The sequence below is a fragment of the Hydrogenophaga aquatica genome, assembly GCF_054780915.1.
In genome coordinates this window covers 14,683-28,626 of the sequence record NZ_BAAGVK010000015.1, presented here as the reverse complement: position 1 = coordinate 28,626, position 13,944 = coordinate 14,683, and the positions used below count along the sequence as shown (strand labels likewise).

The window sequence follows — 13,944 nt, the reverse complement described above, 5'->3', positions numbered from 1 at the left end:
AGCTGATGCTCACCACCACTAAACTTCAGCGGCCGTTGGCGGTACGCCGCAACCGCAAGGCATTGCCAATGACCGAAGCCGAACTCAGGCTCATGGCCAGTGCCGCGATCAAGGGCGAAAGCAGCCAGCCAGTGACGGGGTACAGCACACCCGCCGCCACCGGAATGCCCAGCGCGTTGTAGAGGAAGGCGAACAGCAGGTTCTGCTTCATGTTGCGCACGGTGGACACCGACAGCCCGCGCGCCACGGCAATGCCGCGCAGGTCGCCTTTGACGAGCGTCACCTGCGCGCTGTTCATCGCCACGTCGGTGCCTGTGCCCATGGCAAGGCCCACGTCGGCCTTGGCCAGGGCTGGCGCGTCGTTGATACCGTCGCCCGCCATGGCCACCACGTGCCCCTGCGCCTGCAACCGGCTCACCAGGTCCAGCTTGTCGGCGGGCTTCACCTCAGCGTGCACCTCGTCAACACCCAGGCGCGCGCCCACAGCACGTGCGGTGGTCCAGCCGTCGCCCGTGGCCATGATGACCCGCATGCCCGCATGGTGCAGTGCCGCCAGCGCCTCAGGCGTGCTGGCCTTGACCGGGTCGGACACCGCGAGCAGGCCGGCCAGGCGCCCATCCACAGCCAGGTGCATGACACTGGCGCCCTGCTGCCGCAGCGCCTCGGCTCGCTCGCACAGGCCCGACACGTCCACCCCTTCACGCTCCATCAAGGCCGTGTTGCCCAGGGCAAGCCGCTGGCCCTGAATCTCACCAGTCACCCCAATGCCCGAGGCCGATTCGAACTGCGCAGCCGCGTCGAGCGGCAGCCCCCTTTCCCTGGCTGTGCGCACGATGGCCTCGGCCAGCGGGTGCTCGCTGCCCTGGTCCAGGCTGGCGGCCAGTTGCAACACCTCATCCTCGGTGCGGCCTGGTGCCGCCACAGCCTGCTCGAAGGCGGGCTTGCCTTCGGTCAGCGTGCCGGTCTTGTCAACAATCAGCGTGTCCACCTTGCGCATGTTCTCGATGGCGGCCGCATCCCGGAACAGCACGCCCTGCGTGGCACCCCGCCCCGTGGCCACCATGATGGACATGGGTGTGGCCAAGCCCAGGGCGCAAGGGCAGGCGATGATGAGCACCGCCACGGCGTTGATGAGGCCGAACACCCAGCTCGGCTCGGGGCCGAAGAACCCCCAGACCAGGAAGGTACTCACCGCGACGGCCACCACCGCCAGCACGAACCGCCCAGCCACCTGGTCGGCCATGCGCTGCATGGGTGCCTTGGAACGTTGCGCCTGGGCCACCATCTGCACGATCTGCGACAGCACGGTGGCGGAGCCCACCTTTTCTGCACGCATGACGAGCGCGCCGCTGGTGTTGAGCGTTGCGCCAATCAACTTGTCGCCCGGCTGCTTGCGCACCGGCAAGGGCTCGCCCGTCAGCATCGATTCGTTCACGGCGCTGGCACCTTCCTCCACTGCCCCGTCCACCGGGACTTTCTCGCCAGGGCGCACGCGCAGCAAATCACCGATGTGGACGTGCCCCAGCGGAACGTCCTCCTCCTCGCCATCCGGCCGAATGCGCCGCGCCGTCTTGGGCGCCAGCCCCAGCAACGAGCGGATCGCCGCCGACGTCTGCGACCGCGCCTTCAGCTCCAGCACCTGCCCCAGCAGCGTCAGCGAAATGATGACGGCCGCCGCCTCGAAATACACGCCCACGCGCCCCATCGACATGAACGACGCGGGGAACACCCCGGGCGCCACCGTGGCCACCACGCTGTAGGCAAAAGCCGCGCCAGTGCCCAGGCCGATGAGCGTCCACATGTTGGGGCTGCGGTTCACCACCGACTGCCAGCCCCGTATGAAAAACGGCTGGCCCGCCCACAGCACGATGGGCAGGGACAGCGCCAGCTCCAGCCAGGTCCGCACACCGATGGCCAGGCCCGGCACCCGGTGCCCTGCCATGGCCAGGAAGGTGACCACCACGGTCAGCGGCAAGGTCCACCAGAAGCGCCGCTGGAAGTCGCGCAGTTCCGGATCCTCCTCGTCGTCCAGCGACGGCATCACTGGCTCCAGCGTCATGCCGCACTTGGGGCAGCTGCCCGGATGGTCCTGACGGACCTCCGGGTGCATGGGGCAGGTGTATATGGTGCCCGCCGCCGGAGCGGGAGGGACTGACGCGGCCTGGGCGGCACCCGCCGCTGGCGCGTGATGGCCGGTGTGGTGGTGATGGTGGGCGTGTTCCATGGTTCAGGAGCCGTCCTTCTCGCGGCCGTGGTGCGAGCGGTGTTTACCGTGTCCGTGAAACAGGTGCATCAAGGGACACAGCAGCAGCACCAGGTACGGCCACCAGCCCAGCACATGCCCCCAGTGCTCTCGCAGCAGGTAAAACACCGCAATCACCACCGCCGCCGCCCAGGCCAGGGCAAGCGGCCTGCGCCAGATGGGGGTGGGCCTTTCGCCGGTCTCTCTTGGTGAATTCACGGTGCCCTCCTGCGCCTGTGGCGCTCAATGCTTGCTGGCGTCCCGGTCCAGCAGGGTTTTGGCCTGTTCGTAGGCCTCAGGGGTGATTTCCCCCTTGGCCAGCCGCCGCTGCAGCAGCTGGTGCGGTGACTCACGGTCTGTTCGCCGCGCGCTTTGCTGCGGCGACCACACCGCAACCACCAGCACGACCACCAGAATCAGCCAGAAGACCCACCAGAAGGCGTGCATGCCGCCCATGTAATACCCATGATCGAAGTACATGTTGTCACCTCTTTCATCGCTGTGTCACGGGGCGGGCATGCGGTCCATCAGCATCTGCATCATGGCCTGCATCATCTCCATGCGCTTTTCCATCATGGCGTGACGCTGCATCATCTGTCCCATCATCTGCGGACCCATGCTGGCAGCGGGGGCCGGGGCACCACCGGCGGCGGCTGGCGGCGGCGGTGCGGAGGGGCCGCCGGACATGCCTGCACCGCCCATCATCATCTGGCCGCCCATCATGCCCATTCCCCCCATGGGCATGCCAGTCATCTGGCCCATCAGCTTCATGCTGTCATGCATGGTCTTCTGGTGTTCGGCCATCACGGCCTGCCGTTCCTGCGGGGTCTTGGCGGCGGCCAGCTTGCGACTCATGTCACGCATCAGCTGCAACTGCTTGTCCATGGCGGACATCTGCTGCTCGGGCGTGGCTGGCGCCGCCTGAGCGGGTGCGGATGCTGCTGCGTCGGGGTGGTGTTGCGCATGCTCGGCAGCCGTTTGAGCCGTTGCGGAAAACGCTGCCACGCCGATGAGCGCGGCCAAGGCCAGGGGTTTCGAGGCATTCATGGTGCAGTCCTTTCAAGACAAGTTCCGGTGGCAAAAACCTGTGTGGCGCATCACCGCGTCTCCATGACGCGTGATGCACGCCTCATGTCTGCACTCTAAGCCTGGGTCGGCAACCTGAACATGACCGCCGGATTACAAAATTGTCATCTGCGGCTGCGTTCCTCGTGCTCAAACCGCCTGCCTCGTTGCAGGCCCAGCCAGCAGACCAGAACTACCAGAGCAATAGGTGCCACACAGATCAAGAGGAAGACCAGCCAACTCCCCATCACCATCGCGGCGTGCAACAGAAACCCATGCTCAGCGCCGTACATCGGGCAGCTCCTTGTCAGTCAACAGATGGCGGTGCTCTATTTCCCGCACCACGCCTTCGACCATGGTCTTGACGCTCTGCCTCATCACCGCCGGGCCAATGAAGGGAGGCAACGTGAACTCGGGAATCAGCTCTGCGCGATAGCTAACGATGGTCGCGTGATCGTGAGGTGCCAAGGACCACGCACCCCGCAGACGCCGGAGGTTTCCACGCACCAGTTCGAAGTGGATTTCGCTTTCAGGCGTCTCGACAATCCGCGAAACAGTCGTCGTGATGACCTTGAAGAACAAAACACCCGACTCCCCCCTTTGCTCAAGCAACAAGGGTTCGCCCAGGCCGCTCACAATGCGGCTCGAATGCATGCCCGGCACGAACCTCGGCAGGTTTTCATAGTCGGTCAGCACCCTCCAGGCAAGACTGCGGTGCCCCGCCACCTCCATGCGAACACTGACTTCATAACCTTCGCCCCATCGCGTCACGGACACGCGAGGCTCCGCCTGCGCCAACAACGGAAACGCCGGCAACCACAGCAACATCGTGACACCGAGCACATGCATCAGCTTCATGCACAACCCTTGACAAGCATGCCTGTTCATGGCGTCGCCCCATCAAATGCCAAAGCCCCGGTCAGAGAACAGGCACGACACGGGTCACGGTCATCTGGCCTTGCCGCTGCTCAAACATGAAGCGGATCTTGTCACCCACCATGAGGGTACCTAGCACCCCAGGCTCCGCTGCGCGGAATACCATGGTGAGCGGCTTGACCGTGTATCACTTGGCAACGACCTGAATCTTGCCGACCATGCCTGCCTCGTAGTGGCCGGGCAACAGGCAGGCGAAGTCAAACTCGCCCACGCGGTTGAAGGTCCAGATGATTTCCCCCTTCTTGCCGGGCCCCACATGGGCCATGTACGGCTCGTCGTGTTCCATGTCCGGGAACTTCTTCATCAGCGCCGCGTGTTCGTCGAGCTCCTGCCTGGTGCCCAGCACGAACTCATGCATCACCTGACCGTTGTTCAGGTGCACCAGCCGGATGGTCTCGCCCTGCTTCACACGAATGACACCCGGGGTGAACCGCATGTCGTCGGTCATCTTCACCTCGACGGTCCGCGCCACCTTGCGAGCCTCTCCGGCTACACCCCATGGCTTTTGCTCCATCTTGACGGGGCCCGCCTTTTTGGCATGCATTTGGTCGCCATGGGCATATGCGGCGGCGGAAGCGGCGACGAGGCCGCTGGTGAGCAGGGTTCTCAAAAGATTCATCAGTATGTTCCTGGAGGTAAAGGCAAGTGGAGAAGGGTCAGATGGCAGGTTGCGTCAATGGGTCGTGCCGTGCCCATGGCGTTTGATGGCCGAAGCATTCACCGCCGCTTCAGGCGCGCCTTTCTGGCGGGTTGCAGAAGGCGCCGCACCTGTCCACTCATGGGCCACGGTGCCGGGCGGGAACGTGTAGTTGCCTGGGTCACTGTAGTCGCCTGGCTTCTGGTTCTTGCGCACTTTGAGCACGCTGAGCATGCCGCCCATGCCAATGGGACCAAACTGGCCGTGGCCCGTCATCATGGGCGCTGTGTTCTCGGGAATGGGCATTTCCATTTCCTTCATGTCGTACATGCCACGCTCACCCATCAGCATGTAGTCGGGCACGACCTTCTGGATCTTGCTGACCAGGCCCCGGTGATCCACGCCAATCATGGTGGGCACGTCGTGACCCATGGCGTTCATGGTGTGGTGGCTCTTGTGGCAATGGATGGCCCAGTCGCCCTCTTCGTCGGCAATGAATTCGAGCTGGCGCATCTGCCCGACCGCAATGTCGGCCGTGACCTCGGGCCAGCGGCCGGCCAAAGGCGTGGGTCCACCGTCGGTGCCGGTGATCTCAAACTCGTGGCCATGCAGGTGAATCGGGTGGTTGGTCATGGTCAGGTTGCCGATGCGAATACGCACCCTGTCGCCATGGCGCACGTTGAGCGTGTCAATCCCCGGGAAGATCCGGCTGTTCCAGCACCAGATGTTGAAGTCCGTCATGGTGTTGATCTTCGGCGTGCGGGTACCGGGCTCCACATCAAAGGCATTGAGCAGGAAGCAGAAGTCGCGGTCCACCTCGCTGATCAGCGTGTGCTTTGTCTTGGGGTGGGTGACCCAGAAGCCGTGCATGCCCATGGCCATCTGCGTCATCTCGTCAGCGTGCGGGTGGTACATGAAAGTGCCAGGGCGGCGGGCTTCAAACTCGTAGACAAACGTCTTGCCTGCGGGAATGGAGGGCTGATTCAGCCCCGTGACGCCGTCCATGCCTGCGGGCAGGCGTTGCCCGTGCCAGTGCACGCTGGTCGGTTCGGGCAGCTTGTTGGTCACGAACAGGCGCACACGGTCGCCCTCCACCACTTCAATCGTCGGCCCTGGGCTTTGCCCGTTGTACCCCCACATGTTCACCACGAAACCAGGGGCAACCTCGCGCACCACGGGTTCAGCCACCAGATGAAACTCCTTGACGCCGTTGTTCATACGCCAGGGCAGCGTCCAGCCGTTGAGTGTGACCACCGGGTTGTAGGGGCGGCCGGTTCCGGGCATCAGCGGTGCCGCGGTGGCGGCTGAAGTCTGCGTGACTGGCTCGGGCAAAGCGGCCAGCGCGGAACGGGCCACGGCCAAGCCAGCCACCGAAGCAGCGGCGCCAGCAAAGAACTGCCGGCGCGAAGGAATGTTCTGTGTCATGGGTGTAATGCCTTTTTTGAGAATGCAATGTGAGGTCAATGACCGGCGGCGGCGGACGCGGCAGGCTCGCCGCCGCTCAACGACACAAAGGCAGCGGGTTGCCCGCCTTGCAATACCCATTGCAGGTCGGTCTCGGCCACCAGCGCGTCGCGTTGGGCACCGATGGCGGCCACCACGGCCTGGGAACGTGAGCCCACGCTGGCCAGCAGACCCCAGACGCTTTCGAGCATGCCGTTGTAGCGCAGCAGGGTTTCTTCGCTGATGAGTTCCTGCTGCTTGAGCACGTTTACCCGGTAGCTGTGGTAGGTCTCCACACTGGCGGCGTAGGCGGCATAGGCCTGCATGGCGTTGACGCGTGCCTTGCGGCTTTGCGCCGTAGGCAGATGCCCCTGAAGCGCTGCCAGCCGCTGCTGCAACGCAGCTTCGTCCATCGCTGTGTGAGGCGCGTCGGGCAAACGGTCGGGCAAGGCCACCTGTTCGTGCACCGTGTCCAGCCCCATGGCCTTGAGCAGCGCCCACTCGGCTTGCCGGGTGGCCAGCCTGGCACGCTTGAGCGCCAGCTTGGCCGACGTCTCGCTCAGTTCAAACGGGGCTTGCTGGTAGCGGCTCCAGTTGCCCACGCTCACCATGCGGCGCCCCAGTTCAGCGGCAGCCTCGGCAGCGGTGAGGGCATCTTCCAGATGCTGCACCGTCTGGCGGGCAGCCACCGCCGAAAACCAGGCCTTGCGCGTGGTGGCGGCCACGTCTAGGAGTTCGTCAAAACCATGCAGGCGGCGCTGCAGGCTGGGATCGATCATGCCCCAATGCCCAGCGGCGATATGGCCCACGGTTTGCGAATCCAGCCGGGCCAGAACCGGATTCAGGTCCCGATGAACGGCCCATGCGGCGCGCACGGCGTCCGGCGCCGAGGCCAGTGCGAAGGCGGGGGCTGGGCCATGCCCGGCGCTGGCCGCCGGTGCCTGCGCGTTTTCCCAACGCAGCACATCGGCATGCCCTCTGGGGTACTGCCCAACGGTCTCATTGGCTTGGCGCCAGTCCTGCACAGCAGCTGCCTCCCCTTGGGCCTGGACCACCCAGGGGATGACCGCCAGGCCCAGTGCCAGCATTGGCCGAAGTGTCATGCTTGCCCATCGGTGTTTCATCCAAATCACTCCTTTTGATGCAGATCGACTGCGCGGATTCTGGCCACCGGGTCCCGACAAGAAGCTGTCCGGAAAATTACAAATACGTCATCTTCGCGCCGCACTTTGCGCTTGCAGGCACACTGGAGGCTTGGAAGGCACTGCCGTGAAAATTCTGATCGTTGAAGACGAACCCAAGACGGGTGACTACCTGCGCCAGGGCTTGCGCGAGGCGGGTTTTGCCGTGGACCTGGTGGCCAACGGCGTGGACGGCCTGCACCACGCGCTGGACGGGGACCACGACCTGGTGATCCTCGACGTGATGCTGCCGGGCCTGGACGGCTGGCAGGTGCTGCAAAGCCTGCGCTTGCAGGGGCGGCAGATGCCGGTGCTGTTCCTGACGGCGCGCGACCAGGTGGAGGACCGGGTCAAGGGCCTGGAGCTGGGGGCAGACGACTATCTGGTCAAGCCCTTCTCGTTTGCCGAACTGCTGGCGAGGGTACGCACCATCCTGCGGCGTGGCCGCAATGGCACAGAAAGCACCACCCTGCAGGTTGCCGACCTGGAGCTGGACCTGCTGCGCCGGCGGGTAAGCCGGGCGGGCCGTCGCATCGACCTCACCGCCAAGGAGTTCGGCCTGCTGGAACTGCTGATGCGCCGCCAGGGTGAGGTGCTGCCGCGCTCGCTGATCGCGTCGCAGGTGTGGGACATGAACTTCGACAGCGACACCAACGTGATCGAGGTGGCGGTGCGGCGCCTGCGCGCCAAGGTGGACGACGGCTTCGAGGTGAAGTTGATCCAGACGGTGCGCGGAATGGGCTACGTCCTTGAGGTGCCCGACGCCAGATGAAGCCCGTGCGCCTGACCCTGACCGCGAGACTGACGGTTCTGTTCACCTTGGTGGCCGCCACGGTGCTGCTGGGCCTGGGCTTCCTGGTGGCCTGGTCGACCGCCCGCCATTTTGTGGAGCTTGACCGCACCTACCTGGGAGACAAGGCCCACCTGGTGCAAAAGCTCGTGTCCGACGCGGCCAGCCCCGCCGCACTGGCAGCTGCCCTAGACGACATGCTGGACAGCCACAACGGCCTCTTCATCCAGGTCTGGCTGGACAGCAGCCTCATCTACGGCCCCAACGACCTGATCGAAAACGCCCCTGCCACCGCGCTGGTGAGTGGCGGCATCGCGGAATGGCCACATGCAGGCCAGGCGCTGCGCGGCATTGTCGAGAACCTGCGGCTGCCCCCCTCCTCCGCCATGGTGCTTCCTGGCCAACAGGGGATGGGGCGCATCGTTATCGCCGCAGACACCGCGCACCATGCCCATTTCCTGGCATCTCTGCGCAAGGCTCTTGCCATCTATCTGCTGGTGGCCACGGTTGTCAGCGGTGTGCTGGGCTGGTGGGCCGCCCGGCGGGGGCTGGCGCCCCTGAAGGCCATGCGCGACCGGGCGACCGCTGTCACCGCGCACAACCTGCAGGAGCGCATGCCCGTGGCGCCGGTGCCAGTGGAGTTCGCAGAACTGGCCGCCAGCCTCAACGGCATGTTCGACCGGCTCCAGCAGGACTTCCAGCGGCTGATGGACTTCTCCAGCGACCTGGCGCATGAACTGCGCACTCCCCTGAGCAACCTGCTGACGCAGACCCAGGTGGCGCTGGCGCAACGGCGCAACGCCGACGAGTACCGGGACATCCTCGCCTCGAACGCGGAAGAGTTCGAGCGTCTGGCCAGGATGGTCTCGGACATGCTCTTCCTGGCCAAGACGGAAAACGGCATCGACCTGCCGCACCGCGAACGCATCCAGCTGCACCACGAGGTGCTGGCCCTGTTCGACTTCTACGAGGCCGTGGCCGAGGAAAGGCACGTCCGATTGGTGCTGCATGGCCAGGCCGAGATGGATGGCGACCGGCTGATGATCCGCAGGGCCATCAGCAACCTGCTGTCCAACGCGCTCAGGCATGCCGACGCGGGCTCGGTCCTGACTGTCCAGGTTTCGTCCAGCGGTACCACCACCCAGCTTCAGGTGACCAACCAGGGCAAAACCATCGCCCCGGACGACATCCCCAGGCTCTTCGACCGCTTCTACCGCGCCGACAGGTCACGCGCGCACCCGGCATCGGAAGGCGCAGGGCTTGGGCTGGCCATCACCAAGGCCATCGTCCGCTCCCACGGGGGGCGCATCCGGGTCGATTCGGCTGCGGGAGAAACCCGTTTCACCCTGGAATTCTGAACGGATGGCACCTTGGGGAACTTGTATTTAGCACTCCACTCCATAGAGTGCTAACATAAAGATGTGCCCCACAAGGGTTCCGTACAGAGAGAGGACGTCATGAACACCGTTGCCACTGCCACCCCCTACGCCCTTGCCCCCACCGCCAAAGGCTGGGGTAACGCCGCGCTGGTGCTGCCACCGCTGGGCAACCTGGACGCCTACATCTCCGCCGTCAACCGCCTGCCCATGCTCACCGCCGAGGAAGAGCGCAGCTACGCCGAGCGCCTGCAGAAAGACAACGACCTGGAAGCCGCGGGCAAGCTGGTGATGTCTCACCTGCGGCTGGTGGTGTCCGTCTCGCGCCAGTACCTGGGCTATGGCCTGCCTCACGCCGACCTCATCCAGGAAGGCAACGTCGGCCTGATGAAAGCCGTCAAGCGTTTCGACCCCGAACAGGGCGTGCGCCTGGTGAGCTATGCCATGCACTGGATCAAGGCCGAGATCCACGAATACATCCTCAAGAACTGGCGCATGGTCAAGGTGGCCACCACCAAGGCCCAGCGCAAGCTCTTCTTCAACCTGCGCAGCATGAAGCAGGCCTTCAAGGCCGACGCAGTGGACGCCGACACCCACCGCGAACGCCTGAGCGAGCACGAGATCGACGTGGTGGCGCGTGAACTCAACGTCAAGCGCGAAGAAGTGCTGGAAATGGAAACCCGTCTGTCGGGCGGTGACGTGTTGCTAGACCCCACACCCGGCGACGATGGCGAGGAAAGCTACGGCCCCATCGCCTACCTGGCCGACGCCCGCCACGAGCCCACCGCCGTGCTGGAGGCCACCGAGCGCGACGTCATGGCCACCGAAGGCATCGCCCGTGCCATGGAGGAACTCGACGACCGCTCACGCCGCATCGTGGCCGAGCGCTGGCTCAAGGTCAACGACGATGGCTCCGGTGGCATGACGCTGCACGAACTCGCCGCCGAGTACGGTGTGAGCGCCGAGCGCATCCGCCAGATCGAGGTGGCAGCCATGAAGAAGATGCGCAAGGCGCTGGAAGCCTACGCCTGAGCGGTAAACCGCCCCCTTGGAAGCAAAAAGGCCCGGAAACCCCGGGCCTTTTTACTGGCGGCGCTGGGTTCAGCCTTCGCGGCGCAGTGCCGGGAACAGGATCACGTCACGGATGCTGGGGCTGTCGGTCAGCAGCATGATCAGGCGGTCGATGCCGATGCCGCAGCCGCCCGCCGGGGGCATGCCATATTCCAGCGCGCGCACGTAGTCGGCGTCGTAGAACATGGCCTCGTCGTCGCCCGCGTCCTTGCTGGCCACCTGGGCGTGGAAGCGTGCCGCCTGGTCCTCGGCGTCGTTCAGCTCGCTGAAGCCGTTGCCCACCTCGCGGCCCGTGATGTAAAGCTCGAAACGCTCGGTGATCGTCGGGTCGCTGTCGTTGGCACGCGCCAGCGGCGAAATCTCGGTCGGGTGGTTGCAGATGAAGGTCGGGTTCCAGAGCTTGTCTTCCACCGTCTCTTCAAAGTACATCACCTGCAGGCCCGCCAGGCTGCGGCTGTCCATGCGCTCCTTCACCGGGTCCATGCCCAGCTTCTTGAGCTGCTGCACCAGCCAGTCGCGGTTGTCCACGTTGTCACCGGCGTCGGTGTGCTTCAGGATGGCTTCGCGGATGGTCAGACGCTCGAACGGGGCCTCCAGGTCCACGTCGCGGCCCTGGTAGGTGAGCTTGGCCGTGCCGCAGACGCGCTGCGCCACATGGCGGATCAGCTCTTCGGTGAAGACCATCAGGTCCAGGTAGTTCCAGTACCCCGCGTAGAACTCCATCATGGTGAACTCGGGGTTGTGGCGCACGCTGATGCCTTCGTTGCGGAAGTTGCGGTTGATCTCGAACACCCGCTCGAAGCCGCCCACCAGCAGCCGCTTGAGGAACAGCTCCGGCGCAATGCGCAGGTACATGTCCTGCTCCAGCGCGTTGTGGTGGGTCACGAAAGGCCGCGCATTGGCACCGCCGGGAATGGGGTGCAGCATGGGGGTTTCGACTTCCAGGAAATCGTTGCCCACCATGAACTCGCGGATGCTGGTCACCGCCAGGCTGCGCGCCATGAAGCGCTTGCGTGCCTGCTCGTCGGTCATCAGATCCACGTAGCGCTGGCGGTACTTGATTTCCTGGTCGTGGATACCGTGGAACTTGTCGGGCAGCGGGCGCAGGCTCTTGGTCACCAGGCGGATCTTGTCAGCGTGGATGGTGAGCTCGCCCATCTTGGTTTTGAACAGCACACCTTCTGCCGCCACGATGTCGCCCAGGTCCCAGTGCTTGAACGCCTCCAGCACCTCGGCGCCCACGCTCTCCAGGTTCAGGTAAATCTGGATGCGGCCGCCGCTGGGGCCAAAGGATGCGTCTTGCAGCGTGGCAAAGCTGGCCTTGCCCATCACGCGCTTGAGCATCATGCGGCCGGCCACGCTGGCACGCGCCTTCAGCGGCTCCAGCATCTCCTTGCTCATGCCGTCGTACTCGGCAAACAGCGCCTCGGCCTTGTGCTGTGGCTTGACATCGTTCGGGAAGGCCGGCCCCTGCCCCGCGCGTTGCGCGTCCCGCAGCGCCTTGAGCTTCTCGCGGCGCTCGGCAATGATGTGGTTCTCTTCAGCATGCACGTCCGCGTGCGGGCTGTTGGGCTGTTCTTGCGTCATGGTGCAACAAAAAAAGAGGGCTGCGGCCAAGCCGCAAAGCCCTCTATTCTAGTTTCGCGCCAGCACCACGGCACAAACACCGCGTCACCGGCCGGTCATCAGTCCTTTCAGACCTCGGCTGCCTCGCCCAGGTACGCGGCGCGCACCTTCGGGTCGTCGAGCATGGAGCTGGCCTCACCGGTCATGGTGATCTCGCCGGAATCCATCACGTAACCGCGGTCGGCGATCTGCAGCGCGCGGCGGGCGTTCTGCTCCACCAGCACCACGGTCACGCCCTGCGCGTACACGTCACGCACCACCTCGAAGATCTTGTCCACCATGATGGGCGACAGTCCCATGGAGGGCTCGTCCAGCAGCAGCACCTTGGGCTGGCTCATCAGCGCGCGCGCCATCGCCAGCATCTGCTGCTCACCACCCGACATGGTGCCCGCCAGCTGGTCCTTTCGCTCCTTCAGACGCGGGAAGATGGTGAACATGCGCTCGATGTCACGCTCGATGCCTGCCTTGTCGGACCGGATATAGGCCCCCATCAGCAGGTTCTCGGTGATGGTCATGCGGGTGAACACACCCCGGCCTTCCGGCACCATGGCCAGGCCTTCCTTGACCAGGTCCCAGGAGCCCTTGCCCTTGATGCTCTTGCCCAGGTACTCGATGTCACCGCCCTCGTAGGCCAGCATGCCGGTGATGGCCTTCATCGTGGTGGTCTTGCCCGCGCCATTCGAGCCGATCAGCGTGACCAGCTCGCCTTCGCGAACCTCCAGGTCGATGCCCTTGACGGCCTTGATGCCGCCGTACGACACCTTCAGGCCAGATACTTTCAACAGAGTTTGTGCCATGTCAGTGTCCTCCGGTGCCCAAATAGGCCTCGATCACTTTTTCGTTCTTCTGCACTTCCGCAGGCGAGCCCTCGGCAAGCTGCTTGCCGTAGTCGAGCACCGTCACCCGGTCACACAGGCCCATCACCAGCTTCACGTCGTGCTCGATGAGCAGGATGGTCCGGTTGTCGTTGCGGATGCGGTCGATCAGCTCGCGCAGCTGCACCTTCTCGGTGGCGTTCATGCCAGCGGCGGGTTCGTCCAGTGCAATCAGCTTGGGGTCGGTCGCCAGTGCACGCGCAATTTCCAGGCGGCGCTGGTCGCCGTAGCTCAGCGTGCGCGACTTGTAGTCGGCGTACTTGGCAATGCCCACGTACTCCAGCAGCTCCATGGCGCGCTCGGCGATGGCCTTCTCTTCGGCCTTGAAGCCCGGCGTGCGCAGCACGGCGCCCAGCAGCCCCGATTTGGTGCGCACGTGGCGCCCCACCATCACGTTTTCCAGCACGGTCATCTCGGCGAACAGCCGGATGTTCTGGAAGGTGCGCGCAATGCCCGCCCGCGCCACTTCGTGCACGGCCGTGGGGGTGTAAGGCTGACCAGCCAGCTCAAAGGAGCCGGTGTCGGGCGTGTAAAGGCCCGTCAGCACGTTGAAGAACGTCGTCTTGCCAGCACCGTTGGGGCCGATCAGGCCATAGACCTGGCCACGCTTGATTTCGATGCCGACGTCGCTCAGGGCCTGCAGGCCGCCGAAGCGTTTGGAGACGTTGGCCACTTTCAGGATGGTTTCGCTCATGTGTGCCT

General features: G+C 64.6%; 15 protein-coding genes. 3 read left to right on the top strand and 12 right to left on the bottom strand.

The genetic code is table 11. From position 1 onward, the window contains the following. Nucleotides 1-25: 25 nt before the first annotated feature. The 9 genes from ACYVHH_RS12735 to ACYVHH_RS12695 all read right to left on the bottom strand — a co-directional run bounded on the left by ACYVHH_RS12735 (nucleotide 26) and on the right by ACYVHH_RS12695 (nucleotide 7,426). Nucleotides 26-2,224, bottom strand: coding sequence for a copper-transporting P-type ATPase (locus tag ACYVHH_RS12735; RefSeq protein WP_460565544.1), 2,199 nt, complete (start codon nucleotides 2,222-2,224; stop codon nucleotides 26-28). Nucleotides 2,225-2,227: 3 nt separating this feature from the next. Next, nucleotides 2,228-2,461 (bottom strand): DUF2933 domain-containing protein, encoded by a 234-nt coding sequence (locus tag ACYVHH_RS12730; RefSeq protein ID WP_460565543.1) that lies wholly within the window; start codon nucleotides 2,459-2,461, stop codon nucleotides 2,228-2,230. A 24-nt stretch (nucleotides 2,462-2,485) separates the two neighbouring features. Next, a complete protein-coding gene (locus ACYVHH_RS12725; RefSeq protein ID WP_460565542.1) occupies nucleotides 2,486-2,722 on the bottom strand; it encodes an SHOCT domain-containing protein in 237 nt (78 codons plus the stop codon). Between the two features lie 24 nt (nucleotides 2,723-2,746). Continuing rightward, nucleotides 2,747-3,289: a hypothetical protein gene (locus ACYVHH_RS12720; RefSeq protein WP_460565541.1), complete on the bottom strand. Its 543-nt coding sequence runs from the start codon at nucleotides 3,287-3,289 to the stop codon at nucleotides 2,747-2,749. Between the two features lie 297 nt (nucleotides 3,290-3,586). Continuing rightward, entirely contained in the window at nucleotides 3,587-4,165 is a 579-nt protein-coding gene (locus ACYVHH_RS12715) for an SRPBCC family protein (RefSeq protein WP_460565540.1), read from the bottom strand. A gap of 61 nt (nucleotides 4,166-4,226) precedes the next feature. Beyond that, entirely contained in the window at nucleotides 4,227-4,349 is a 123-nt protein-coding gene (locus tag ACYVHH_RS12710) for a copper-binding protein (RefSeq protein WP_460565539.1), read from the bottom strand. 21 nt (nucleotides 4,350-4,370) lie between these two features. Next, nucleotides 4,371-4,862, bottom strand: a complete 492-nt coding sequence (locus ACYVHH_RS12705; protein ID WP_460565538.1) for a cupredoxin domain-containing protein — start codon at nucleotides 4,860-4,862, stop codon at nucleotides 4,371-4,373. 54 nt (nucleotides 4,863-4,916) lie between these two features. Then, entirely contained in the window at nucleotides 4,917-6,305 is a 1,389-nt protein-coding gene (locus tag ACYVHH_RS12700) for a multicopper oxidase family protein (RefSeq protein WP_460565537.1), read from the bottom strand. 35 nt (nucleotides 6,306-6,340) lie between these two features. Then, a complete protein-coding gene (locus ACYVHH_RS12695) occupies nucleotides 6,341-7,426 on the bottom strand; it encodes a hypothetical protein (RefSeq protein WP_460565536.1) in 1,086 nt (361 codons plus the stop codon). 166 nt (nucleotides 7,427-7,592) lie between these two features. Between ACYVHH_RS12695 and ACYVHH_RS12690 the strand changes: the two genes are divergently transcribed. The 3 genes from ACYVHH_RS12690 (at nucleotide 7,593) to rpoH (ending at nucleotide 10,702) form a co-directional block, all read left to right on the top strand. Continuing rightward, nucleotides 7,593-8,276, top strand: coding sequence for a heavy metal response regulator transcription factor (locus ACYVHH_RS12690; RefSeq protein WP_460565535.1), 684 nt, complete (start codon nucleotides 7,593-7,595; stop codon nucleotides 8,274-8,276). Next, a complete protein-coding gene (locus tag ACYVHH_RS12685; protein WP_460565534.1) occupies nucleotides 8,273-9,652 on the top strand; it encodes a heavy metal sensor histidine kinase in 1,380 nt (459 codons plus the stop codon). The genes ACYVHH_RS12690 and ACYVHH_RS12685 overlap by 4 nt, the downstream gene beginning before the upstream one ends. A 99-nt stretch (nucleotides 9,653-9,751) precedes the next feature. After that, nucleotides 9,752-10,702 carry an RNA polymerase sigma factor RpoH gene (gene rpoH / locus ACYVHH_RS12680; protein ID WP_460565533.1) on the top strand — a complete coding sequence of 317 codons (951 nt, stop codon included), beginning with the start codon at nucleotides 9,752-9,754 and terminating at the stop codon, nucleotides 10,700-10,702. A gap of 69 nt (nucleotides 10,703-10,771) precedes the next feature. Here the strand turns inward: rpoH and lysS are convergent, their stop codons facing one another. The 3 genes from lysS to ACYVHH_RS12665 form a co-directional block, all read right to left on the bottom strand. Continuing rightward, nucleotides 10,772-12,328, bottom strand: a complete 1,557-nt coding sequence (gene lysS, locus ACYVHH_RS12675) for a lysine--tRNA ligase (RefSeq protein ID WP_460565532.1) — start codon at nucleotides 12,326-12,328, stop codon at nucleotides 10,772-10,774. A 107-nt stretch (nucleotides 12,329-12,435) separates the two neighbouring features. After that, nucleotides 12,436-13,164: an ABC transporter ATP-binding protein gene (locus tag ACYVHH_RS12670; protein WP_460565531.1), complete on the bottom strand. Its 729-nt coding sequence runs from the start codon at nucleotides 13,162-13,164 to the stop codon at nucleotides 12,436-12,438. A gap of 1 nt (nucleotide 13,165) precedes the next feature. After that, nucleotides 13,166-13,936, bottom strand: a complete 771-nt coding sequence (locus ACYVHH_RS12665; protein ID WP_460565530.1) for an ABC transporter ATP-binding protein — start codon at nucleotides 13,934-13,936, stop codon at nucleotides 13,166-13,168. Nucleotides 13,937-13,944 lie beyond the last annotated feature (8 nt).

Coding starts and splice junctions, on each gene's coding strand:
- ACYVHH_RS12715 (WP_460565540.1), bottom strand. CDS start 4,165: ATGAAGCTGATGCATGTGCTCGGTGTCACGATGTTGCTGTGGTTGCCG.
- rpoH (WP_460565533.1), top strand. CDS start 9,752: ATGAACACCGTTGCCACTGCCACCCCCTACGCCCTTGCCCCCACCGCC.
- ACYVHH_RS12735 (WP_460565544.1), bottom strand. CDS start 2,224: ATGGAACACGCCCACCATCACCACCACACCGGCCATCACGCGCCAGCG.
- ACYVHH_RS12710 (WP_460565539.1), bottom strand. CDS start 4,349: ATGGTATTCCGCGCAGCGGAGCCTGGGGTGCTAGGTACCCTCATGGTG.
- ACYVHH_RS12720 (WP_460565541.1), bottom strand. CDS start 3,289: ATGAATGCCTCGAAACCCCTGGCCTTGGCCGCGCTCATCGGCGTGGCA.
- ACYVHH_RS12725 (WP_460565542.1), bottom strand. CDS start 2,722: ATGTACTTCGATCATGGGTATTACATGGGCGGCATGCACGCCTTCTGG.
- ACYVHH_RS12665 (WP_460565530.1), bottom strand. CDS start 13,936: ATGAGCGAAACCATCCTGAAAGTGGCCAACGTCTCCAAACGCTTCGGC.
- ACYVHH_RS12705 (WP_460565538.1), bottom strand. CDS start 4,862: ATGAATCTTTTGAGAACCCTGCTCACCAGCGGCCTCGTCGCCGCTTCC.
- ACYVHH_RS12685 (WP_460565534.1), top strand. CDS start 8,273: ATGAAGCCCGTGCGCCTGACCCTGACCGCGAGACTGACGGTTCTGTTC.
- ACYVHH_RS12695 (WP_460565536.1), bottom strand. CDS start 7,426: ATGACACTTCGGCCAATGCTGGCACTGGGCCTGGCGGTCATCCCCTGG.
- ACYVHH_RS12700 (WP_460565537.1), bottom strand. CDS start 6,305: ATGACACAGAACATTCCTTCGCGCCGGCAGTTCTTTGCTGGCGCCGCT.
- ACYVHH_RS12670 (WP_460565531.1), bottom strand. CDS start 13,164: ATGGCACAAACTCTGTTGAAAGTATCTGGCCTGAAGGTGTCGTACGGC.
- lysS (WP_460565532.1), bottom strand. CDS start 12,328: ATGACGCAAGAACAGCCCAACAGCCCGCACGCGGACGTGCATGCTGAA.